This is a genomic window from Corynebacterium frankenforstense (assembly GCF_030211955.1).
Taxonomy (GTDB): Bacteria; Actinomycetota; Actinomycetes; order Mycobacteriales; family Mycobacteriaceae; genus Corynebacterium; species Corynebacterium frankenforstense_A.
Window position 1 is genome coordinate 44,245 of record NZ_JASODI010000010.1, and the last position, 22,915, is coordinate 67,159.

Annotated in this window: 19 protein-coding genes and 1 riboswitch; of the genes, 9 read left to right on the forward strand and 10 right to left on the reverse strand. The window is 71.4% G+C overall.

Annotated features, from left to right (window positions below):
- The first annotated feature begins 33 nt into the window (after positions 1-33).
- A complete protein-coding gene (locus QP119_RS06645) occupies positions 34-798 on the forward strand; it encodes a hypothetical protein (RefSeq protein ID WP_284774672.1) in 765 nt (254 codons plus the stop codon).
- Here the strand turns inward: QP119_RS06645 and QP119_RS06650 are convergent.
- From QP119_RS06650 to QP119_RS06660, 3 genes are all read right to left on the reverse strand, one after another.
- Positions 768-1,826, reverse strand: a complete 1,059-nt coding sequence (locus tag QP119_RS06650) for a ferrochelatase (protein ID WP_284774673.1) — start codon at positions 1,824-1,826, stop codon at positions 768-770. The two genes, QP119_RS06645 and QP119_RS06650, sit on opposite strands and share 31 nt — an antisense overlap.
- A 91-nt stretch (positions 1,827-1,917) precedes the next feature.
- On the reverse strand, positions 1,918-3,735 hold the full coding sequence (locus QP119_RS06655) for a DIP1281 family NlpC/P60 protein (RefSeq protein ID WP_284774674.1): 1,818 nt from the start codon (positions 3,733-3,735) through the stop codon (positions 1,918-1,920).
- Between the two features lie 533 nt (positions 3,736-4,268).
- The gene (locus tag QP119_RS06660) at positions 4,269-4,784 is read right to left on the reverse strand and encodes a DUF6676 family protein (protein WP_284774675.1); all 516 of its coding nucleotides are present in this window, start codon (positions 4,782-4,784) and stop codon (positions 4,269-4,271) included.
- A 297-nt stretch (positions 4,785-5,081) separates the two neighbouring features.
- On the opposite strand from QP119_RS06660, the gene can reads away from it, so the two are divergent.
- The 3 genes from can to QP119_RS06675 all read left to right on the forward strand — a co-directional run bounded on the left by can (position 5,082) and on the right by QP119_RS06675 (position 9,516).
- A complete protein-coding gene (can, locus tag QP119_RS06665) occupies positions 5,082-7,898 on the forward strand; it encodes an aconitate hydratase (protein WP_284774677.1) in 2,817 nt (938 codons plus the stop codon).
- Between the two features lie 189 nt (positions 7,899-8,087).
- Positions 8,088-8,651 carry a TetR/AcrR family transcriptional regulator gene (locus QP119_RS06670; protein WP_284774678.1) on the forward strand — a complete coding sequence of 188 codons (564 nt, stop codon included), beginning with the start codon at positions 8,088-8,090 and terminating at the stop codon, positions 8,649-8,651.
- Between the two features lie 91 nt (positions 8,652-8,742).
- A complete protein-coding gene (locus QP119_RS06675; RefSeq protein ID WP_284774679.1) occupies positions 8,743-9,516 on the forward strand; it encodes a glutamine amidotransferase in 774 nt (257 codons plus the stop codon).
- Positions 9,517-9,544: 28 nt separating this feature from the next.
- Here the strand turns inward: QP119_RS06675 and QP119_RS06680 are convergent, their stop codons facing one another.
- Together QP119_RS06680 and QP119_RS06685 are read right to left on the reverse strand one after the other, a co-directional pair.
- Positions 9,545-10,237 (reverse strand): NAD(P)-dependent oxidoreductase, encoded by a 693-nt coding sequence (locus QP119_RS06680; protein ID WP_284774680.1) that lies wholly within the window; start codon positions 10,235-10,237, stop codon positions 9,545-9,547.
- Between the two features lie 160 nt (positions 10,238-10,397).
- Positions 10,398-11,045 carry a hypothetical protein gene (locus QP119_RS06685; RefSeq protein WP_284774682.1) on the reverse strand — a complete coding sequence of 216 codons (648 nt, stop codon included), beginning with the start codon at positions 11,043-11,045 and terminating at the stop codon, positions 10,398-10,400.
- 99 nt (positions 11,046-11,144) lie between these two features.
- On the opposite strand from QP119_RS06685, the gene QP119_RS06690 reads away from it, so the two are divergent.
- Both QP119_RS06690 and QP119_RS06695 read left to right on the forward strand, forming a co-directional pair.
- Positions 11,145-11,414 (forward strand): ACT domain-containing protein, encoded by a 270-nt coding sequence (locus tag QP119_RS06690; RefSeq protein ID WP_284774683.1) that lies wholly within the window; start codon positions 11,145-11,147, stop codon positions 11,412-11,414.
- 13 nt (positions 11,415-11,427) lie between these two features.
- Positions 11,428-12,792 carry a PFL family protein gene (locus QP119_RS06695; RefSeq protein ID WP_284774684.1) on the forward strand — a complete coding sequence of 455 codons (1,365 nt, stop codon included), beginning with the start codon at positions 11,428-11,430 and terminating at the stop codon, positions 12,790-12,792.
- 183 nt (positions 12,793-12,975) lie between these two features.
- On the opposite strand, the gene QP119_RS06700 is transcribed toward QP119_RS06695, so the two are convergent.
- Positions 12,976-14,703, reverse strand: coding sequence for an AMP-binding protein (locus QP119_RS06700; protein ID WP_284774685.1), 1,728 nt, complete (start codon positions 14,701-14,703; stop codon positions 12,976-12,978).
- Between the two features lie 289 nt (positions 14,704-14,992).
- A riboswitch (SAM riboswitch) is annotated at positions 14,993-15,085 on the forward strand.
- Positions 15,086-15,090: 5 nt separating this feature from the next.
- Here QP119_RS06700 and QP119_RS06705 point away from each other — a divergent pair.
- A complete protein-coding gene (locus QP119_RS06705; RefSeq protein ID WP_284774686.1) occupies positions 15,091-16,218 on the forward strand; it encodes a methylenetetrahydrofolate reductase in 1,128 nt (375 codons plus the stop codon).
- 101 nt (positions 16,219-16,319) lie between these two features.
- The gene (metE, locus tag QP119_RS06710) at positions 16,320-18,683 is read left to right on the forward strand and encodes a 5-methyltetrahydropteroyltriglutamate--homocysteine S-methyltransferase (protein ID WP_284774687.1); all 2,364 of its coding nucleotides are present in this window, start codon (positions 16,320-16,322) and stop codon (positions 18,681-18,683) included.
- A 53-nt stretch (positions 18,684-18,736) separates the two neighbouring features.
- Here the strand turns inward: metE and QP119_RS06715 are convergent, their stop codons facing one another.
- Together QP119_RS06715 and QP119_RS06720 are read right to left on the reverse strand one after the other, a co-directional pair.
- A complete protein-coding gene (locus QP119_RS06715; RefSeq protein ID WP_284774689.1) occupies positions 18,737-19,843 on the reverse strand; it encodes a pyridoxal-phosphate-dependent aminotransferase family protein in 1,107 nt (368 codons plus the stop codon).
- A 50-nt stretch (positions 19,844-19,893) separates the two neighbouring features.
- Positions 19,894-21,525, reverse strand: coding sequence for an ABC-F family ATP-binding cassette domain-containing protein (locus QP119_RS06720; protein WP_284774690.1), 1,632 nt, complete (start codon positions 21,523-21,525; stop codon positions 19,894-19,896).
- A gap of 47 nt (positions 21,526-21,572) precedes the next feature.
- On the opposite strand from QP119_RS06720, the gene QP119_RS06725 reads away from it, so the two are divergent.
- Positions 21,573-22,046: a hypothetical protein gene (locus tag QP119_RS06725; protein ID WP_284774691.1), complete on the forward strand. Its 474-nt coding sequence runs from the start codon at positions 21,573-21,575 to the stop codon at positions 22,044-22,046.
- Here QP119_RS06725 and QP119_RS06730 read toward each other — a convergent pair.
- Both QP119_RS06730 and sufU read right to left on the reverse strand, forming a co-directional pair.
- Positions 22,043-22,450 carry a metal-sulfur cluster assembly factor gene (locus QP119_RS06730; RefSeq protein ID WP_284774692.1) on the reverse strand — a complete coding sequence of 136 codons (408 nt, stop codon included), beginning with the start codon at positions 22,448-22,450 and terminating at the stop codon, positions 22,043-22,045. The two genes, QP119_RS06725 and QP119_RS06730, sit on opposite strands and share 4 nt — an antisense overlap.
- Positions 22,450-22,914: a Fe-S cluster assembly sulfur transfer protein SufU gene (gene sufU / locus QP119_RS06735; RefSeq protein WP_284774694.1), complete on the reverse strand. Its 465-nt coding sequence runs from the start codon at positions 22,912-22,914 to the stop codon at positions 22,450-22,452. The genes QP119_RS06730 and sufU overlap by 1 nt, the downstream gene beginning before the upstream one ends.
- Position 22,915 lies beyond the last annotated feature (1 nt).

Genomic DNA, 22,915 nt, shown 5'->3' on the forward strand with positions numbered 1-22,915 from the left:
TCCCCCGTGCGGGTCCGCCTAGAGTGGCTGGCCGTGAGCATCCGCGAGACCGTCTACTCCCCGCTGCAGAACGCCGTCGTCTGGCTGGCCGCCGGACTGCACGGCCACGAGCCCGCTGACTCGGTGCTCGGTGCGCTGACCGAGCTCTTCGGCCCCGGACAGACGCTTGACGACGCCGCGCCCCTCACCGATGTGCTGGCCTTCCTCCGTCGCTGCGGCGCCCACGAGACGGACGCGGGGCTGCGCCTGGTGCTCTCCGGCCCGGCCGACGCCCCGCGGCTTCCGGCCCGCTCCCCGGCGGCTGCCGCCGCCGCGGTCGGCCCCGGCGCCGTGGTGGTCGAGGGCACGGACCCGACCGTCTACCACGCGCTGGTGCCGAGGGTGCCCGCCGACGGCTCGCCGGTGGTCTGGGAGCGCTTCAGCGGGCCGGCTCCCCTGCCGGCGCCGGACTACCTCTCCCCGGGCGAGGCCGACCGGCTGCTCACCCAGGCCACGAACCGGGCCACGGACCTCATCGACGCCGTGGGCTACCGACCCGACCCCAAAGTAAAGTCCCCACGGTTGACCGTGGGGACTCTGGGCGACTTTTACGACACCCCGGGTCTTCCCGGTTCGGTGCCGCCGCGGGCGGCGAAGCTCTTCGCGCGCGCCGACCGGGTCGCCGCGATCGTCGAGACGCTCCCCGAACGCATCGGCGACCACAGCCTGGACCCGCAGCTGCTGGCCCTCGGTGGGCCGGTGCGACGGGCCCGGGTGGCCGGCGTGGACTACGCCGTGCGCGAGCTGGCGCGCGGGTAGGCGTCCACGGGCTCGCCGTTGACGCTGACGCCCCAGGCGGGCATGTCGCCGCGGACCTCGATCTCGCGCAGGCCGGCGGCCTCCTCCATGAGGTCGACGACGCCGCGGGCGAAGGGCTCCGTGGTGCCGGCGGTGCGCGAGCGCTCCAGGTGCACGCCCATCTCGTCGCAGGCCTGCTTCAGCTCGGTGTCGAGGTCCCAGACGACCTCCATGTGGTCGGATACGAAGCCGACCGGGCAGTTGAGCACCGCGTCGAGGCCCTCGGCCTCGTGGAGCCCGGTGACGAAGTCGACGACGTCGGGCTCGAGCCACGGCTGGTGGGGCGGGCCGGAGCGCGACTGCCAGACCAGGTCGTGGTCGGACTCGCCGGCGGCGGCCGCCACCAGGCGGGCGGCTTCGCGCACCTGGGACTCGTAGACCTCGGACTCGGCCGGGCCCTCGCCGTGGCCGCGGTCGGTCACCGGCACCGAGTGGGCGGTGAAGACGAGGCGGGCGTTCTCGTCGGCGCCGAACTTCGCGCGGGCGTCGCGGATGCCGGCGGCCATCTCGTCGACGAAGCCGGGGTGGTTGAAGAACTGGCGCAGCTTGGTGAACTCGAGCTCGGGCGCGCCGCGCTCGGCCAGGTGGGCCCGGGCGCGCCGGATGTCCTCGTCGTACTGGCGGGCCCCGGAGTAGCCGCCCCACGCCGAGGTGGCGAAGACGAGGGGGTGGCGCACGCCGTCGGCGGCCATCCGCTCGGCGGTGTCCTCGAGGAAGGGGTGCCAGTTGCGGTTGCCGAAGTAGACGGGCACGTCGATGCCACGCCGCTCCAGCTCGGCCTCGATGTTGGCGATCATCTCCTTGTTCAGCCGGTTGATCGGGCTGACACCGCCGAAGTGGTAGTAGTGCTCGCCGACGACCTTGAGCCGTTCGACGGGGATGCCGCGGCCCCGCGTGACGTTCTGGAGGAAGGGGATGACCTCCTCGTCGGCCTCCGGGCCACCGAAGGAGAGCACGAGCAGCGCGTCGTGGGGGAAACCTTGGTTCATGCGCACGATGCTACGTCAACCTTTTGATCACGCAAAAACGGGGCCCGCGCCGTGCGTGGACCCCGTAGCCTGCGGGTTTTTTAATTCCGGATCAGATCAGGCGGACGGCGCTGGCCGACATGCCCGACCAGCGGACCGGCGAGATCTGGACGGTCGAGCCGGACTGCGGTGCCTCGATCATCTGGCCGTCGCCCAGGTAGATGGCCACGTGGTGGTTGCCGGCGGGGCCGTAGAAGATCAGGTCGCCGCGCTCCATGTTCGAGGGGTCGACCTTGGTGCCGCGCTGGTACTGGTAACCGGTGTAGTGCGGCAGCGAGATGCCGACGCCGGCGAAGGCGTAGAGGACCAGGCCGGAGCAGTCGAAGCCGATTTTGTTGTAGTCGCCGTAGGAGTCGGCGACACCGCCGTCGCGGATGCCCTTGGTCGGGCCGTTGGCGTCGCCGCCGCCCCAGGCGTACGGCATGCCGATCTGCGACTTGGCGCGGGCGATGACGGTCTCGATGCGCTGCTCGCGCGAGCCGTCGACGCTGCCCGAGACCTCCTCGGAGACCTCGTCGGCGGTCTCCAGGGTCGGCCCGCCGATGGACTGGCCGGTCGAGTCGGTGGACTCGGTGGTGGTCGCGGTCTCCTCGGCCGCCTCGGTGGTCGCCGTGGCGGTGGGCTCGGCCGGGGCGGTGGCCGTCGACTGCGTCGACTCGGCGGCCTGGGTGCTGGTGGCGGTTTCGCTGGTGGCCGTGGCCTGCGCGGTCGCGGAGGTCTCGGTGGCCTCGGTCGAGGTGGACTCGCCGGTGGCGGCGGTGCCGGAGGGATTCTGGACGGCGGCGATCTCGCCGGCGTCCGCGTCCTCACCGGTCGGGTACGGGTTGTCGAGCGTGTTGTGCTCGGGCTGGGTCGCGGCGACGGCCTCGGCGGCCTTCTCCGCGGCGGCGGTGGCCTCGCGCTCGCGCTGGGCGGCGTCCTCGGCCTCCTTGCGGGCGCGCTCCTGCTCCTCGGCGGCGGCCTCCTCGCGCTCGGCCTTGGCCTTGGCGGCGGCGGCCTCGCGGGCCTTCTCCTCGGCCTCCTTGCGCTCCTGCTCGCGCTGCTCGTACTCGCGGTACTCCTCGCGCTCGCGGTCCAGGCTGTCGTGGTGGCCGCGGGCGGCGTCGAGCTGGCCCTGGGCCTCGTCGCGCTGGGCGACGAGCTGCTCGCGCTCGGCGTTCTTCTCCTCGAGCTCGCGGGAGCGCTCGTCGATCTGGGCGCGGGCGTCGTTCTGCGCCTTCTCGGCGGCGGCCTCGCGGTCCTCGGCGACGTCACGGGCCTCGCGCAGGCGGGACTCGCGGTTGGCGGTCTCGGTGCGCAGGCGGTCGAGCTCGTCGACGGCGGCGCGCTGCTTCTCGGCGTTGGTGCGCAGGTAGGTGCGGCGGTCCAGGCCGTCCTCACTGGTGGCGTTGCCGGAGACACCGGAGACCGGCGCGGAGGCGCCGCGGCGGTAGGCGGTGCGGGAGATCTCGTCGAGCTTGTCCTGGGCCGAGCTCATCTCGTCCTGGACCTGGTCGAGCTCCGCGCGGGCCTCCTTGACGGCCTGGCGGGCCTGCTCGGCCGAGCCCTGGGCATCGTGGAGGTCCACGAGGGTCTTGTTGATCTGCTCGCGCACCCCGCCCATGTCCAGCTCGAGGTTGGCGATCTCCTCCTCCTTGGAGGACAGCGCGCCGGCCGCCTCGGCCACGCCGCCGGCGCCAGCATCGACGGCCTGCTGCGCCTGGGCGAACTCGGAGGGCTCCGGGTTGCGCGGGACCGCGCCCGCGACGGCGGAGGTGGCGACCATCACCGCGGAGACGGTGGTCGCCACGGCGACACGCGCGCAGGCGCCGACCCGACGACCGGCGCGAGTCGGCGTCTGCGTCTGATCGGCGTTCAGAGAGTAAGCCACGAAAATCTCCTGTCAGTCCCCCGGCGGACTTTCAAGTCAACGGCCTTGACCCGGGGATGGGGCGCGCGGTGTGCGTCCCATCTAGCACCGCCCCGCGCGGCCGCCCCGGACACAGGAGTGCTCCCCCGGCGTGACTTTCCCGATCCGTGAACGCGACATGCTTCCCCACAGGTCCGTACCACGACATCGATGTGTCACAGCCGATTCGGAAGTGAATTCCTGCGACCGCGGGCGACCCGCGAGTCGATGACCAAACCATAGACCACGCGAGCCCCGAAAACCTCAGTCAGTCACACACGCCACAGAAGTAAAGTTCCCAGCCATGACCCGGTCGGCCCGCTGGCCTGCAGAAAAGGCGTTACACCCCGGACGAGTGATCTTTATCACAAATAAGGTCACAGGCGTGTCACTCTCCGCTCTCGACCAGGTCAAGATGTAGGCGGGCCCACCGCCCTCTCACGCCCCCTCAGGCGTCGCAGGGCGCCGCAACGGCGACCACCGGGACGTCGTCAAGTAAAGCTTTAAGACTTGACCTACTTCCTCGTGCGGGCGGCACGGTAGGCGGCGAGCGCCGCGACGGCCAGAACGGCGAGCGTGACCAGGAGGATGACGCCCGCGCCCGCGACGCCGACGCCGGGATCGGCGAGCTCGCCGGAGAAGGCGCCCACGGAGGCCGGGTAGTCGGGCTCGCCGACCATCGCCAGGGTCGCCTGGTCGAGCTCGGCGCGGGCCAGACCCGTCTCCGGTGCGCTGACCGCGCCCGCACCCCCGGGCGCGCGCACGACGACGGTGCCCGGGCCGCCGGCGGCGCCCGCCCCCCCCGCCTCGATCGCGTTGAGCGTGTCCTGTGCGAGATCGCGCAGGGCGGGCACCTGCGCCGGCGTCTCGTCGAGGACGACGACGCCCAGTCCCCCTTTAATGTCGGAGCCGGCGACCGCGTCGCGCAGCGATCCGACGAAGGCCGGGTCGTCGGCGCCCGTGCCCACGACGGCGACACCGTCGTCGGCGAGATCCGCGGCGAGCTCGGCGGCGGGCGGGGCCTGGGTCATGGCGGGACCTCTTCACTAGGGAGGAACGGATATATAAGGAACGGCGCCTGCGTTCCGCGCTGACGACCCACAGCATATCGGGCACCGCCCCCGCACGAACGGGGTTGGCCGAAAAGGTGGTTGTCCGCGTCACGTTCGCAAATAGGACGGTTGTACTGTTAGCCTGAGACTCGACGGCCAATCGCGCCGCCGGTGCTAGTAGAATCATTTCCAGCGGACCTCGTGAACTGCCGGACTCCGGCTCCGGCCACGAGACAGTCCTCACATTTCGATATCCCGCGAGAAACGGAGCTCACTGTGACCGCAAGCAAGAACTCCTTCGACGCCCAGCGCACCCTCAAGGTGGGCGACAAGGAGTACCAGTACTTCGCTCTCGATGCCGTGCCCGGCATGGAGAAGCTGCCGTACTCCCTCAAGGTTCTCGGCGAGAACCTGCTGCGCACGGAGGACGGCAAGAACGTCACCGCCGACCACATCAAGGCCCTGGCGAACTGGGACCCGACCGCCGAGCCGGACACGGAGATCCAGTTCACCCCGGCCCGCGTGCTCATGCAGGACTTCACCGGCGTGCCCTGCGTGGTCGACCTCGCCACCATGCGTGAGGCCGTGTCCACGCTCGGCGGCGACCCGGAGCAGGTCAACCCGCTGAACCCGGCCGAGATGGTCATCGACCACTCCGTCATCGTCGAGGCCTTCGGCAGCGACGACGCCCTGCAGAAGAACGTCGAGATCGAGTACCAGCGCAACGAGGAGCGCTACCAGTTCCTGCGCTGGGGCTCGGAGAACTTCTCCAACTTCCGCGTCGTGCCCCCGGGAACCGGCATCGTCCACCAGGTCAACATCGAGTACCTGGCCCGCGTCGTCTTCGACAACGAGGGCGTGGCCTACCCCGACACCTGCATCGGCACCGACTCCCACACCACCATGGAGAACGGCCTGGGCATCCTGGGCTGGGGCGTCGGCGGCATCGAGGCCGAGGCGGCCATGCTGGGCCAGCCGGTCTCCATGCTCATCCCGAAGGTCGTCGGCTTCAAGCTCACCGGTGAGATCCCGGTCGGCGTGACCGCCACCGACGTCGTGCTGACGATCACCGAGATGCTGCGCCAGCACGGCGTGGTCCAGAAGTTCGTCGAGTTCTACGGCAACGGCGTCAAGTCCGTGCCGCTGGCCAACCGCGCCACCATCGGCAACATGTCCCCGGAGTTCGGCTCCACCTGCGCGATCTTCCCGATCGACGAGGAGACCACCAAGTACCTGCGCCTGACCGGCCGCCCGGAGGAGCAGATCGAGCGCGTCGAGGCCTACGCCAAGGCCCAGGGCATGTGGCTGGACGAGGACGCCCCGGAGGCCGAGTACTCCGAGTACCTCGAGCTGGACCTGTCCACCGTCGTGCCGTCCATCGCCGGCCCGAAGCGCCCGCAGGACCGCATCCTGCTCAACAAGGCCAAGGACACCTTCCGCGAGCAGCTGTCCACCTTCACCGACGACCCGATCTGCGAGGACGACTCCGCCGAGGCCATCAAGATGGCCGCCGAGGGCAACGCCCCCGAGGAGCAGAACGAGGACGCCCTGCCGGAGACCTACAACTCCTCCGCCGAGGGCCACGGCGAGTCCGCCGCGGTCGGCTCCAAGGGCCGCCACTCGCACCCGGTGACCGTCAAGTCCCCGCGCGGCGGCGAGTACACCCTGGACCACGGCATGGTCGCCATCGCGTCGATCACCTCGTGCACCAACACCTCCAACCCGTCCGTGATGATCGGCGCCGGCCTGATCGCCCGCAAGGCCGCCGCCAAGGGCCTGCGCGCCAAGCCGTGGGTCAAGACCATCTGTGCGCCGGGCTCCCAGGTCGTCGACGGCTACTACAAGCGCGCCGACCTCTGGAAGGACCTCGAGGCCCTGGGCTTCTACCTCTCGGGCTTCGGCTGCACCACCTGCATCGGCAACTCCGGCCCGCTGCCGGACGAGGTCTCCCAGGCGATCAACGACAACGACCTGACCGCCACCGCGGTGCTCTCCGGTAACCGCAACTTCGAGGGCCGCATCTCGCCGGACGTGAAGATGAACTACCTCGCGTCCCCGATCCTGGTCATCGCCTACGCGATCGCCGGCACCATGGACTTCGACTTCGAGACGCAGCCGCTGGGCCAGGACCAGGACGGCAACGACGTCTACCTGAAGGACATCTGGCCCTCCCCCGCCGAGATCGAGGAGACCATCCAGCAGGCGATCTCCCGCGAGCTGTACGTCCAGGACTACGCGGACGTGTTCAAGGGCGACAAGCAGTGGCAGGAGCTCGACGTCCCCGAGGGCGAGACCTTCGACTGGGACCCGGACTCCACCTACATCCGCAAGGCGCCCTACTTCGACGACATGCCCGTCGAGCCGGAGCCCGTCAAGGACATCCACGGCGCCCGCGTCCTGGCCAAGCTGGGCGACTCGGTCACCACCGACCACATCTCCCCGGCCTCCTCGATCAAGCCCGGCACCCCGGCCGCCCAGTACCTGGACGCCAACGGGGTCGAGCGCAAGGACTACAACTCCCTGGGCTCCCGCCGCGGCAACCACGAGGTCATGATGCGCGGCACCTTCGCCAACATCCGCCTGCAGAACCAGCTGGTGGACGTCCAGGGCGGCTACACCCGCGACTTCACCCAGGAGGGCGGCCCGCAGGCCTTCATCTTCGACGCCTGCCAGAACTACAAGGCCGCCGGCACCCCGCTGGTCGTCATCGCCGGCAAGGAGTACGGCACCGGCTCCTCGCGTGACTGGGCCGCCAAGGGCACCAACCTGCTGGGTGTCAAGGCCGTGATCACCGAGTCCTTCGAGCGTATCCACCGCTCGAACCTGATCGGCATGGGCGTCATCCCGCTGCAGTTCCCCGAGAGCGAGTCCCACGAGTCCCTGGGCCTGGACGGCACGGAGACCTTCGACATCACCGGCATCGAGGCGCTCAACGACTCGATCCCGTCGACGGTCCACGTCACCGCCACCAAGGAGAGCGGCGAGACCGTCGAGTTCGACGCCACCGTGCGCATCGACACCCCCGGTGAGGCGGAGTACTACCGCCACGGCGGCATCCTGCAGTACGTGCTGCGTCAGATGGCCGCCAAGTAGGCCGACCCCGGCCGTGGCCTGACGGGCCCCGCACCGCGGGCCCGTCGCGCAGGGCGGGGAGGCGAGGTGACCGCCTCGCCTCCCCGCCCTTTTCCCTTTCTTGCCCACAGTCCCCTTCACCTCTCCCCCTTCTTCCGCTTAACTTCCCTTCACCAGATTCACCCGAGACCGGAAAGGTCGTGCCGTCTTATGCCCGTGGTCAGCGAAGAGGAGCTCGCGCGGCGTCGCCGCGAGATTTTGGAGGGCGCCCGCGTGTGCTTCGCGCGCCACGGCTACGAGGGCGCGACCGTGCGCCGCCTCGAGGAGGCCACCGGCAAGTCCCGCGGCGCGATCTTCCACCACTTCGGCGACAAGGAGTCGCTCTTCCTGGAGATCGCGCACCAGGACGCCGTACGCCAGGCCGAGGTCGTCGCCCGCGACGGCCTGGTCGCCGTCATGCGCGACCTGATCCACCACCCCGAGCACCACGACTGGCTGGTCACCCGCGTGGAGATCTCGCGGCTGCTGCGCACCGACGCCGGCTTCCGCGCCCGCTGGGAGAAGCACCAGGAGGTCCTCGACCGGGCCATGCGCCAGCGCTTCGAGCAGCGCGACGTCGCCGAGCGCATGCGCACCGACGTGCCCGTCGGGGTGCTGACGACCTACCTGGAGACCGTGCTCGACGGGCTGATCGCCCGGCTGGCCTCCGGCGGCTCGGCCGAGGGCTTCGACACCGTGCTCGACCTGGTCGAGGAGTCCGTGCGCCACCGCTGAGCCCGGACAGCGGGGACCGCCGGGCGCGACACGCGCATCTAATAGACCGCTTGGTTCGGAAAATGCCGGCCGTCTGTGTAGACTGCTTGGTATGCTTCCGTTCCTGCTGCTCTCCCCGCGCCGCAGCCCCGCAGTGGCCGGCGCCGAATACCGCGATTTCCTCCGTGCCGCGGGCCTGGAGGAGGAGCAGCTGGTCCACCGAATGCTCGACTCGGAGAACTCCCGGCTGGGTGATCTCCGCGGCTTCTCCGGCGTCTTCGTCGGCGGCTCGGACCTGAACGTGACCGACGCCCGGCACAGCCGCTGGCAGCAGAACGTCAACGTCCAGCTCGCCGGGCTGCTCGCCGCGCCGGTGCCCGTCCTCTCCGTCTGCTACGGCGGCTCCGCGATCGCACGCTCCACCGGCGGCGAGATCGGGCGCACCCACCCGGAGAACGCCGGGGCCACCACCGTCGAGCTGACGGCCGCAGGCAAGGCCGACCCCGTCTTCGGCGCCCTGCCGGCGAGCTTCACCGCGCTGACCGGGCACACCGAGAACATCACCGCGCTCGGGCCTAACGCCACGCTGCTGGCCACCGGCCCCTCCTGCCCCGTGCAGGCCGTGCGCTACGGCGAGCGGCTGTGGACCTGCCAGTTCCACAGCGAGATGGACGCCGACGCGATGCGCGTGCGCATGGGCTTCTTCCACGGCCACGGCTACTACGACGACGCCGAGTTCGACGCGATCGTCTCCGGCCTGCCGCTGGTGGACACCTCCGCCCCACGCACGCTGCTGCGCTCCTTCGTCGCCCACGCCGCCGCCGACGCCGCGCGCCGCCGGGCGCGCGCGGTCGCCGACGCGCACGTGCCCGCCCTCGTGGGCTAGGCGCGGGCGTCGGAAATCGGGGTCTTGGTCAGGCGCCGAAGTCCGCCGCGGTGACCGGCCCGTCGCCGTCGACGAAGGCGAAGCGCGCCGCGTGCGGGAACTCCGCGCGCCCGGCGGCCTCGACGATGACGTCGGCGACCAGCTCACGCGACGTCTCGGCGGCCGCGCCGGCCTCGTCCGGGATCGCCCTGATGCCGCGGTCCGGCTCCAGGGTGAGCACGCCCGGGGCGAGCACCAGGTGATCGAAGGCGACGCGGGCGGCCAGGCGCTCGTCGACGGCCTGCTTGGCCTCGCCGTAGGCGTGCATGCCGTGGCCCTCGCCCCAGGGGTTGTGCAGCGAACCGGCGTAGGAGACCAGGATCAGCCGCGGGGCGTCCGCGCCCAGCTCCTCGAGCGCGCCCACCAGCGACAGCGCGGCGTCACGGTCGACGGCATAGGTCGCCTCCGCGCCGCCCTTGCCGCCGGCGCCGGCGGACCAGACGATGACGTCGTGGCCCGAGACGAGCTCGCGCCATTGCGCGGCGGATAGCGCGGTGATGTCGGCGACGTGCGCGGTCGCGCCGAGCTTCTCGACGTCGCCGGCCTGCTCCTCAGCGCGGATGACCGAGGTGACCCGGTCGCCGCGGGCGACGAGCTTCGGGGTGGCCAGGAGGGCGACCCTTCCGTGGCCGCCGATGATCAGGACTTTGCGGGGGCTGTGCGTCTGCGTCGTCTGTGACATGGCCCCAGGCTAGTCACCGGGACCGAGCAGCTCCACCTTCTCGAGCGCGGCGCGCGCCCGGCGGGCGTCGATCAGCGGGTCGAGGGCGAGGGTGTTTCCTCCTGGCCGTCCGGGTAACGCACGATGGTCCAGCCGTTGTCAACGTCCTCGACGTCGTCTTTCACTTTGCCGTAGGGCCCTTCGCGAAGGGCCGGCCGTCGTGCAGGATCCCGGCCACGGGGACATCGGCTATGATCCCGGAGTACTCGTCGGACTCGTCGCCCCCGAAGAGGCTGCGCATGGTCGTCGTGTGGAAGCCGCGGCACGTCACCGCGCCGGTGCGGAAGGTCGCGTAGCGCAGCCGCCCGTCCGCCCACGCCGTGTCCAGGGCGCGGCGCAGGCGCGTGATCTCGCTCAGCCTGCCGACGTTCTCGCGCAGCCCGAACGCCGAGCAGATCGAGAACGCGGGCACGAAAACCAGGAAGCAGAGCACGCGCATCCACACGGCCTCGTCGAGGAAGATGAGGAAGACCGTGATCGCGACCGCGACGATCGCGATCAGGGCCCACATGCCGATCCGCCACAGCGCCGAGCGGCGCCGCCGGGCGGTCGAGGACGGCGCGCCGGAGCGCCCCTCGGCCAGCGCGAGCTCAAGGTCCGTGCGGGGCAGGGCCGCGGGCGCCGCACCGACGTCGCCGGCGGTGCCGTCCTCGACCGCCGCGGTCAGTTTCCCGTCGGCCCAGGTCTCCTGCGCGCCCCAGAGCCAGCGGTGGAAGAACCGCTCGCCCCGGCGCGTGAAGCGACCCCGCCTGCCTGTGTCCCGCGTCATTTCCATGGCCTCATCTTGGCACGCGCGCCCCGCGCCCGTCCCCCGCTCGACCATCCTGCGTGGGGATGTGCGTCGAGACCCCGGGTAGAGTCCTGGATCATGTACGCGATCATGACCGTCACCGGTGCGGACCACACCGGAATCATCTCGGGCGTCACCGCCGCGCTCGCCGAGCAGAAGATCAACATCCTCGACGTCTCCCAGACCATCATGGAGCGCTGGTTCACCATGATCCTGCGCGTCGAGTTCGACGACGCCGCCACGGGCATCGAGGCGATCCAGGAGCGCATGGGCGCGGTGGAGAAGGAGCAGAACCTGGTCATCCGCATCCAGTCCGAGGCCCTGTTCTCCGCGGTCAACGAGATTTAGGAGGCCGCGACCCATGGCTCTGACACTGAACGCGGCCAACATCCTCGACACCATCGAGATGATCGAGAAGTACCGCCTCGACATCCGCACGGTCACGATGGGCATCTCGCTGCTCGACTGCGCGCGCCCCACGATGGTCGAGACCGCCCGAGCCGTCCACGACAAGGTCGTCGGCCAGGCCAAGGACCTGGTGTCCACCTGCGAGGCGATCAGCTCCGAGCTGGGCGTGCCGATCGTCAACAAGCGCATCTCGGTCACCCCGATCTCGCTGGTGACCGCCGCGGCCGAGGGCGACCCGGTCGAGGTGGCCCGCGCGCTCGACGCCGCGGCCAAGGAGGTCGGCGTCAACTTCATCGGCGGCTACTCCGCCCTGGTGGAGAAGGGCGCGACGACCTCCGAGCGCCGCCTGATCCGCTCGCTGCCGACCGCCCTGTCGGAGACGGACGTCGTCTGCGGCTCGGTCAACGTCGCCTCCTCGCGAGCCGGCATCAACATGGACGCCGCCCGCTCGATGGGCGAGGTGGTCAAGGAGGCCGCCGCGCTGACCGCCGACGACAGCGCGATCGCCTGCGCCAAGCTCGTCGTCTTCGCCAACGCCGTCGGCGACAACCCCTTCATGGCCGGCGCCTTCCACGGCGTCGAGGAGCCGGACTGCGTCGTCTCCGTCGGTGTGTCCGGCCCCGGCGTGGTCGACCGCGCGCTCGGTTCCCTGGAGGGCGCGACCCTGGACCAGGTCGCCGAGGAGATCAAGAAGGCCGCCTTCAAGATCACCCGCACCGGCCAGCTGGTGGGCAGCATGGCAGCCGAGCGCCTGGGCGTGCCCTTCGGCATCGTGGACCTCTCGCTGGCCCCGACCGCCGAGGTCGGCGACTCCGTGGCCCAGATCCTCGAGCACATGGGCCTGGACCAGGTGGGCACCCACGGCACCACCGCCGCGCTCGCGCTGCTCAACGACGCGGTCAAGAAGGGCGGCATGATGGCCTGCTCGCGCGTGGGCGGCCTGTCGGGCTCCTTCATCCCGGTCTCCGAGGACCGCGGCATGATCGACGCCGTGCGCGCCGGCACGCTGCGCATCGAGAAGCTCGAGGCGATGACCTCGATCTGCTCGGTCGGCCTGGACATGATCGCGATCCCGGGCGACACCACCGCCGAGACCATCGCGGCGATCATCGCCGACGAGTCCGCCATCGGCATGATGAACCACAAGACCACCGCCGTGCGCGTCATCCCGGTGCCGAGCACGAAGCCGGGTGACGACGTCAACTTCGGCGGCCTGCTGGGCCACGCCCCGGTCATCGACGTCAACCAGGTCGCGGCGACCGAGTTCATCCACCGCGGCGGGTTCATCCCCGCGCCGGTGCACGGCTTCCGCAACTAGGCGCCGATTGACGACGCCGCGCAGATCGCCCCGGGCGGTTTTGCGCGGCGTCGTCCGTGCGTCGCCGGCTGCGCCGGCCACCGGTCGTTCGGCTCCTGCGGTTCCTGTGGTACCTGCCGCGCCTGTTCCGGCCGCGCGAAGGACCGAGCCCGGCGGCCAACCCCGGGCGCTCCCCCGCGGCCGCTACTCCCCCTCGCCGGAGTCGGGCAGCAGGCGCGGGACGACCTTGCCGGCGTCGGTGCGCGGCAGCTCGTCGAGCCAGACCACCCGGTCGGGCAGGTTGTGCTCGGCGAGGTTCTCGCGCACCAGCTCGCGCAGCGAGTCCTCGTCCAGGGCGCGGCCGGCCTCGTTGTCGGCGCGCACGAGGTAGCAGTCCAGGCGCGACATGATCTCGCCGCGCACGCCCTTGACGTAGACGTCGCCGACGGCCTCCTGCCTGCCGAGGAACTCCTCGAGCTCGCGGGGGTAGACGTTCTCGCCGCCCTTGATGACCATGTCGTCGGCGCGCCCGCGCACGTGCAGGAAGCCCTGCTCGTCGAAGAAGCCGAGGTCGCCGGTGGAGAGCATCCGCCCGCGCACGGTCGTGGCGTCCTTGGCCGAGAGGTAGCCCTGCATCGACTCCGAGTTCGCCGAGTAGATCGTGCCCACCTCGCCGGTGGGCACCTCCTTGCCGTCGTCGTCGAGGATCGCGATGCGCACGCCCGGCGCGACGGTGCCGGCGCGGTCCGGGTCCGCGGCGAGCTCGCGGGCGCTGGCCACGGCGACGGGACCGTGCTCGGTCGAGCCGTAGAAGTTGCAGGTCACCACGCCGAAGCGGGCGTTGAGGTCACGGACGAGGTGCGGCGGGATCGCGTTGCCGGAGGAGACGATGAACTCGACCGACTCGCCGATCCGGCCGTCGGCGGCGGTGCGGTCCCCGGAGGCGACGGCCTCGTCGAAGGCTCCGGTGAGATCGCGCAGGAAGACCGCCGCGGAGATGACGCCGGTGACCTTGTGCCGGGTGATGTCCGCCATCGCCTCGCGGGCGTCGAAGTGGCGGCGCAGCACCATCGTCGAGGCGGTGGCGAAGACCAGGTTGAGGTTGAGCCAGCCCCAGGCGTGGAAGAGCGAGGCGGTCAGCTGGATGACCCCGCCCGGCCGCCACGGCACCTCGGGGAAGATCGAGCCGATTACCTGCGGGCTGCGCGGTACCCCGCGCACCACGCCCTTCGGGCGGCCGGTGGTGCCCGAGGACATGATCACCGTCGGGTTCTGCTTCGGGTGGAAGGGCAGGTTCGGGCGGCGCCCGACGGACTCGATGGCCGTGCCGTAGCTGACCGGGGCGCGCCCGCCGAAGTGCAGGTCGCGCAGCTTCTCGGGCACCCCGTTTTCGGAGCCGTGGCCGACGATGAGCGGGGTGGAGCCGTCGGCGAAGCCCTCGGCGTGGTCGGCGTCGGCGACGACGACCTTGGCCCGGTACTCGTCGGCGGTGCGGCGCAGCTGCGCGGCCGAGGACATCGGGTTCATCACCATCGCCACGGCGCCGAGGTACCCGCAGGCCAACATGGTGATCACGGGCACGCGCGAGTTGCGGGCCACGAGCGCCACGCGGTCGCCCTCGGCCACCCCGTGGGCACGCAGCGCCGCGGCGAAGCGGCGGGCCTGCTCGCGCAGCTCGGCGTAGGTCAGCTCGCCGACCTCGTCGATGAGCGCCGTGCGCTTCGGGCGTCCGGCGGCCGCGCCCTCCATCAGCGACGCCATGGAGAAGCCCCAGCGGACCAGGTTGCCCACCAGCCTGCCGTAGTAGCCGGGGGCGGCCACGTGCACGTAGTCGGTGCGCAGGTAGGACGGCACGCCGGCGATGAACTGGCGCGCGAGGTCCCGCACCGGGACGGCGAGGTCGAGGGGGCGTTCCACCAGAGGGCTGGCCATGTGAACCTTTCATCTTCGGTAGAGGGGCGGGGCGGGGACGGTCCCGTGCAGTGACCATCATCCCGGGGCGCGGGATTGTTACGTTCCTCTGCCAGACTACCTTCACGGGCGCTGCCGCCCGGCGCACCGCGCCGGGCCCCACGCTCCACCGCGCCGGGCGCGCCGGCCGCGATCGGCGGGGCGTCGGCAATTGCACGCCGGATATTTTTATTCACCTGTTGAACTGGGATTTTCCGTCCCCACGCTGAAGGTGCTTCCGGTCACGCCGCCGGTGTCCTAGGCTCATCGGCACCTATTCAGAGCGGCCGAGAGACCCGGCTCGATGACGCCGCAGCAACCCCCAGAGCCCTGGAACGGTGCTAACGCCGAGGTTCGATAGGAACTCCCATGCCCACAGGACTTCTCTACTCCGACTACCGGCCTGGCACGCCGACGGAGCACCCCACGGTGTCCTTCGAGCTGTACCCGCCGCGCAACCCCTCGAAGGTCTCGGGGATCTGGGCCGGCGTGAACAAGCTGGCCACCGCCCGCCCCGACTACGTCTCCGTGACCTACGGGGCCGGCGGATCCGGCGGCGACACCCGCGACACCTCGGTGCAGGTGCTGCTCAACATGATCGACCGCCACCCCGGCCTGCCCGCCGTGGCCCACCTGACCTGCCTGGGCTCCACCCCGGCGGAGATGACGCTGATCATCCGGCTGCTGCTGCGCGCCGGGGTCCGTGACTTCCTCGCGCTGCGCGGCGACCCGCCGGCCGACGACCCGGACTACTCACCCACCCCGGGCACGCTCACCCACGCCGCGGAGCTTGTCGAGCTGATCCGCGAGGTCGCCGCCGACGAGCTGCCCCACGGCGTGGGCACCGGCCCCGGCGGCTCCGGGGCGGCCACCGCGCCGGTGGTCGAGGACTACGTCTCCATCGGGGTGGCCGCCTACCCGGCCTCCCGCGGGGCCAAGCGCGACGGCGACCTGGCCGCGCTGACCGACAAGGCCCGCGCCGGCGCGGACTTCGCGATCACCCAGGTCTTCTACGACCCGGAGGACTACATCTCACTGGTGCGCGAGCTCGCCTTCACCGGAGTGCGCCTGCCGGTCGTCCCCGGCATCCTGCCCCTGCACGATCTGCGTCGACTCCGGGCCATGGAACGCCTGGCGGGTATCCCCGTGCCGGCGCCGCTCGAGGAGATCCACGCGACCGCCGACCCGGCGCTGCGCGTGCGCCGCGCCCTCGGCGCGACCGCCCAGCTGATGACGCGGGTCCTCGACGCCGGCGCGCCGGGGGTGCACCTCTACACGTTCAACCGACCGCGGCCGACCCTCGACCTGCTCGAGTACCTGCGCGCCGCAGGCTACCTGCGCCAACACGCCTCCGCGGTGACCGGGCTGCCCGGCACCGCCGGTGCGCTCGGCGGCGCCGACCCGGCCCGCCGCCAGGCCCACCGCATCGCCCGCGGCCAGGCCGTGGACAGCGAGCTGGTCGGTCTGGCCCTCGGGCGCCTGACGCCCGCGGTCTGAACACCCGTAGAAGCACGCCCCGGGGTGCGACCCCGAAACCCAACGCCGAGCCCGGCTGCAACCTCAACACATTCTTAGAACCTGAAAGGTCCCCTACACCCATGTCCGCCACCTTCCCCGCCGCCACCGTCCTCGGCTACCCGCGCATCGGCGCGGACCGCGAGCTCAAGTTCGCCCTCGAGAAGGCCTGGTCCTCCGACTCCCCGGCCGAGACCGAGGCCCTGCGCGCCACCGCTGACGAGCTGCGCAGGACCCGCACCGCCCGCCTGCAGCAGCTGGGGCTGAAGGCCCCGGCCGCCGTGCCGGAGGACTTCTCCTACTACGACCAGGTCCTCGACATCGTCATCGCCGCCGGTGCGGTCCCGGCACGCTTCGCCGCCGAGGCCGAGGCCCTGCGCGCCGCGAAGGCCGACCCGGAGGCCGCCGCCGCGCTAGCCGCGCAGTTCACCGTCGCCCGCGGCGAGGGCGACCGGGCCGCGCTCGAGATGACCAAGTGGTTCGACTCCAACTACCACTACCTGGTCCCCGAGATCGGCCCGGAGACGAAGCTGGCCTACAACGGCTCGCCGCGCGTGGCCGCCGCCCGCGCCCTCGGCGGCGCCGTGCGCCCCGTCCTCGTCGGCCCCGTGACCTTCCTCGCCCTGGCCAAGCCCACCGAGGAGGCCGGCTCGGGCTACAACCCGCTCGAGCGCCTCGACGACCTCGTCGCCGTCTACGCCGAGCTGCTCGCCGAGCTTTCCGACGCCGGCGTCGAGTGGGTCCAGTTCGACGAGCCCGCCCTGGTCACCGACCGCCACCGCACCCCGCAGGACCGCGGCGAGCTGCTCGCCGCCCTCGAGCGGGCCTACACGACGCTCTCCGACGCCGCGCCGAAGCTCGCCGTGGTGCTCTCCTACGGCCACGCCGAGGACGCCGTCGACGTGCTCGCCGAGAAGACCTCCGTGGAGGCCGTGGGCATCGACCTGGTCCGCGGCCGCGAGCCGGACGCCGAGACCCTGGCCCGCTGGGCGAAGTCGCTTTCCGGACGCACCCTGATCGCCGGCGCGGTCTCCGGCCGCAACATCTGGCGCGCCGACCTGGACGCCAAGCTGGCCCAGCTGGTGCGCATCCGCACCGGCCTGGGCGACCAGGTGGCGCTGTCGGTGTCCACCTCGACCTCCCTGCAGCACGTGCCGCAGGACGTCGAGCGCGAGACCGGCATCGACCCGGAGATCCGCTCCTGGCTGGCCTTCGCCGACCAGAAGGTCCGCGAGACCGCGCTGCTGGCCGCCGCGCTGGCCGACGGCGAGGAGTCCGTCGCCGACGAGTTCGCCGTGACCCGCGAGGCGCTGCGCACCCGCGCCGACCACCCGGGCGTCAAGCGTACCGAGGTGCGCGACGCCACCGCCGCCGTCACCGAGGCCGACCGCCGCCGCTCCCCCTACGACAAGCGCCGCGCCGCGCAGGAGAAGGCCCTCGACCTGCCGCTGCTGCCGACGACGACCATCGGCTCCTTCCCGCAGACCGGCGAGATCCGCAGGACCCGCGCCGCCTTCCGCAAGGGCGACATCAACGAGGCCGCCTACACCGAGGCGATGAACGCGGAGATCGAGAAGGTCATCCGCGCCCAGGGGGAGATCGGCCTGGACGTCCTGGTCCACGGCGAGCCCGAGCGCAACGACATGGTGCAGTACTTCTGCGAACACTTCGACGGCTGCCTGGCCACCACCCACGGCTGGGTGCAGTCCTACGGCTCGCGCTGCACCCGCCCGTCGGTGCTGTGGGGCGACATCTCGCGCCCCGAGGCGATCACCGTGCCGTGGTCGGCTTACGCCCAGTCGCTGACCGACAAGCCGGTCAAGGGCATGCTCACCGGCCCGGTGACCATAATGGCCTGGTCCTTCGTCCGTGAGGACATCGCCTGGGGCGAGGTCGCCGACCAGATCGGCCTGGCGCTGCGCGCCGAGGTCGCCGATCTGGAGGCCGCCGGCATCGGCGTCATCCAGGTCGACGAACCGGCCATCCGCGAGCTGCTGCCGCTGCGCGCCGAGGACCGCGAGGACTACCTGGCGTGGTCGGTCGGCTCCTTCCGCCTGGCCACCTCGGGTGCGGCCGACCAGACCAGCATCCACACCCACCTGTGCTACTCCGACTTCGCCACCATCGTCGACGCGATCGACCGCCTGGACGCGGACGTGACCAGCGTGGAGGCCTCCCGCTCGCGGCTGAAGGTGCTGCCGGCCCTGGCCGAGCACGGCTTCGAGCGCGGCCTGGGGCCGGGTGTGTGGGACATCCACTCCGCCCGCGTGCCCTCGCAGGACGAGGTCCGCGGCCTGATCGACATCGCCGTCGACGCCCTCGACCCGCGGCAGGTCTGGGTCAACCCGGACTGCGGCCTGAAGACCCGCGCCTGGCCGGAGACCACCGCGACGCTGAAGAACCTCGTCGCCGCCACCGAGGAGGTCCGTGAGCGCCTGCAGAAGTAGGACCGCGTGAAAAAGGCCGGAGCGAGATGCTCCGGCCTTTTCCTTGTGGGACGCTAGCGGACCGCCGCGATGGCCTCCTCGAGCGCGCCCAGGATCATCGGCACGGAGGCCGGCTGGGCGTTCGGGCCCATCAGGCCGATGCGCCAGACCGAGTCGGCGTAGGCGCCCACGCCGGCGCCGATCTCGATGTCGAAGTGCTCGAGCAGGTAGGAGCGCACGGCGGCGTTGTCCACTCCCTCGGGCACCTTGACGGTGGTCAGGTCCGGCAGACGGTGGCCCTCGACGGCGAAGAGCTCGAGGCCCATCTCCTCCAGGCCGGCCTGCAGCGCCTCGCCGGCGGCGCGGTGGCGGGCGATGACGTTGGCCAGGCCCTCGTCGAGGATGCGGGTGATCGCCGCGCCGAGCGAGACGACCATGCCGGTCGGGGCGGTGTGGTGGTAGGTGCGCTTGGAGCCGGTGGCCTCGCCGGCGTAGCCGCCGAGCATGCCCAGGTCCAGGTACCAGGACCGCGGGTGCTCCACTCGGCGCTCCCAGGCGCGGTCGGAGACGGTGAACGGCGCCAGGCCCGGGGCAACGCCCAGGCACTTCTGGGTGCCGGCGTAGCCGATGTCGACACCCCACTCGTCGGCCTTGAGCTCGACGCCGGCGATGGCGGTCACGGCGTCGACCAGCAGCAGGGCGTCGCCCTTGCGGCGGCCGATCTCGGCGATGTCGCTGGCGACACCGGTGGAGGTCTCGGCGTAGACGACGGCGAAGATCTTCGGGTCGGGGTGGGCCTCGGCCAGCTTGACCGGGTCGACGGGGCTGCCCCACTCGAAGTCGACGCGCACGACCTCGGCGCCCATGCGGGCGGCGACGTCGCACATGCGCTCGCCGAACAGGCCGTTGACGCCGACGACGACCACGTCGCCGGGCTCGACGAAGTTGACGAAGGCGGCCTCCATGCCGCCGGAGCCGGTGGTCGACAGCGGCAGGGTGCGGGCGTTCTCGGTGCCCCACAGGGTGCGCAGTCCGGCGCAGACCTCGTCCATCTCGGCGATGAACTCGGGGTCCAGGTGGCCGAGCAGCGGGCGGGTCAGCGCCGTGGTGGCCTCCGGGTAGGGGTTGCACGGCCCGGGGCCGAAAAGGTGACGGGAAACGAAGTGTGACGGGGAACTCATGCCTACCAGTGTGGCACCGGACACGACCGAGCGCACACCGGGGGGTGGTGTCAGGCGAGTTCGACGAGCTCCATGTAGTCGTCGCTCCACAGGTCCTCGGTGCCGTCGGGCAGAACGACGACCCGCTCGGGCTCCAGGGCGCGCACCGCGCCGGGATCGTGGGTGACCAGCACGACGGCGCCGGTGTAGGTGCGCAGCGCGTCGAGGACCTGCTCGCGCGAGACCGGGTCGAGGTTGTTCGTCGGCTCGTCGAGCAGCAGCACGTTGGCCCGCGAGCTGACCAGCGCGGCCAGCGCCAGGCGGGTCTTCTCGCCGCCGGAGAGCGTACCGGCGGGCTGCTCGAGCTTCTCGCCGGAGAACATGAAGGCGCCCAGCAGGGTGCGCAGCTCCTGCTGGTAGACGTCCGGGCAGGCGGCCACCGTGTTCTCCCAGACGGTCTTGTCCGGGTCGATGGTGTCGTGCTCCTGGGCGAAGTAGCCGATCTTGAGCCCGTGGCCGCCGACCACGCCGCCCTCGCCGTCGGTGCGCTCGACACCGGCGAGCAGCTTGAGCAGCGTGGTCTTGCCGGCGCCGTTGAAGCCGAGGACGACCACGCGCGAGCCGCGGTCCACGGCCAGGTCCACCCCGGCGAAGACCTCGAGCGAGCCGTACATCTTGGTCAGACCGGTGGCCATCAGCGGCGTCTTACCGCAGGGCGCGGGCTCCGGGAAGGAGATGTGGGCGATCTTGTCGGCCACGCGCACCTCGTCGAGCTCGCCCATCATGCGGTCGGCGCGGGCGGCCATCTGCTTGGCGGCGCGCGCCTTAGTGGCCTTCGCACCGAGCTTGGCGGCCTGCGTGCGCAGGGCGGAGGCCTTCTTCTCCGCGTTGGCGCGCTCGCGGCGCCGCCGGGCCTCGTCGGTGGCGCGGGCGTCCTTGTACTTGGCGAAGCCCATGTTGTAGACGTCCGCCTCACCCCGGACGGCGTCGAGGTACCAGACCTTGTTGCACACGGCGTCGAGCAGCTCGACGTCGTGGGAGATCATGATCAGCCCGCCCTCGTGGCGCGCCAGGAAGTCGCGCAGCCAGCCGATCGAGTCGGCGTCGAGGTGGTTGGTCGGCTCGTCGAGCAGCAGCGTGGTCGCCGACTTGCCGGAGCCGGCGGTGGCGGAGAAGAGGATCTGCGCGAGCTCCACGCGCCGGCGCTGGCCGCCGGAGAGCGTCTTGAGCGGCTGGTCCAGGATGCGGGCGGGCAGGCCGAGGTTGTCGCAGATCTGCGCGCACTCGGCCGCGGCCTCGTAGCCGCCGAGGGCGTGGTAGCGCTCCTCGAGGCGGGAGTACTTGGAGATCGCGGCGTCGCGCTTGCGCTCGTCCTCCGTGGTCTCCATGATCTCCTGCTGGCGCTCCATCGAGGTGCGGATGCGGTCCAGCCCGCGGGCGGAGAGCACGCGGTCGCGCGCCGACTGGTCGATGTTGCCCTCGCGGGAGTCCTGCGGCAGGTAGCCGATCTCCCCGGCGCGGTCGACGGAGCCGCCGTAGGGCTCGGTCTCACCGGCCAGGATGCGCATCGTCGTCGTCTTGCCGGCGCCGTTGCGTCCGACCAGGCCGATCCGGTCGCCCGGCTGCACGCGCAGCTGGTCGCCGGGGGCGGTCAGCAGGGTGCGGGCTCCGACGCGTACCTCGAGATCATGAGTGACAATCACGCCGAGACATCCTAACAACCGCCCCGGCTTCCTCTATCATCGGCGGCATGGGTCACTCCAGCAGAACCGGCGCCTCCGCCCACGGCACGGGCGTCGAGGGCCGTGAGTACGTCATCCGCTACAGCCTCAGCCCCTACCAGCGCGGTTCCATGGTCGGCCGGTTCGCCGGCGAGCCGTCGAAGGCGGACGTGCGCTCGTTCCTGGCGGGCTACTCCATCGACGCAGCCAAGCTTTCCGACGTCTCGGTGACCCCCGTCCCCGATTTCCGGCACCGTCGGCCGGCGGGCGGTGCCCCGGCGCCGCAGCGCCGGGCCCCGCAGGCGCCGCGACCCGCGCGGGCCGCGGGCTCCCCCGCTGCGTGGGCGAAGCCCACGCAGCAGACGCGAACCGCGCCCGCCGGGGCGGGCGCGCAACGGGGAGGGACGGGGCGTCGTCAATCGAACTACCCCGCCCAGCCGCAGGGCGTCACCTTCAACGACCTGCTGAAGGCCGCGCGCGAGGCGCGCGACGCGCTGCGCTAGACGGCGAAGCCGAGCGCGCGCAGCTGCTCGCGGCCCTCCTCGGTGATCATGTGCGGGCCCCAGGGCGGGATCCACACCCAGTTGATCTCCACCTCGTCGGCCGCGCCGTTGTTGACCACGGCCACCGAGGCCTGATCCTCAAGCATGTCCGTCAGCGGGCACGCCGGCGAGGTCAGCGTCATGTTGATCACCGCGGTCTTCACGTCGTCGGAACGGTCGATGAAGATGTCGTAGACCAGACCGAGGTCGACGACGTTGATCCCGAGCTCGGGGTCGATGACGTCGCGGAGGTACTCCTCGACGTCGGCGGCGTCCTTGATGTCCTGCTCCGTCTGGGGCGGGGCCTGCGGGCCGTCGGCGGCGGCGCGCTCGGGGGTCCCGGCGTTCTGGTCCTCTTCGGTCATTACCTGTCAGAGCCTCCGTTCATCTTGTCGAGCGCCTCGGCGGTGGCGGCCTGGAAGGCCTTCCAGCCGAGCAGCGCACACTTGACCCGGGCGGGGTACTTGGCCACCCCGGCGAAGGCGACGCCGTCGCCGATCAGCTCGGGGTCGCCCTCATCCTTGCCGCGCGAGGTGATCATGCGGTCGAAGTCCTCGAGCTTCTCCATCGCCTTGGCCACCGGCTGCCCGACGATCTCCTCGGCCATCACCGACGTGGAGGCCTGGGAGATCGAACAGCCGCTCGCCTGGTAGGAGACGTCCTCGACCGTCTCGCCGTCCGCCGAGAGGTGCACGCGCAGCGTGACCTCGTCGCCGCAGGACGGGTTGACGTGGAAGACCTCGGCCTCGAAGGGCTCGCGCAGCCCGGAGTGGGTCGGGTTCTTGTAGTGGTCCAGGATGACCTCCTGGTACATGGATTCAACGCTCACG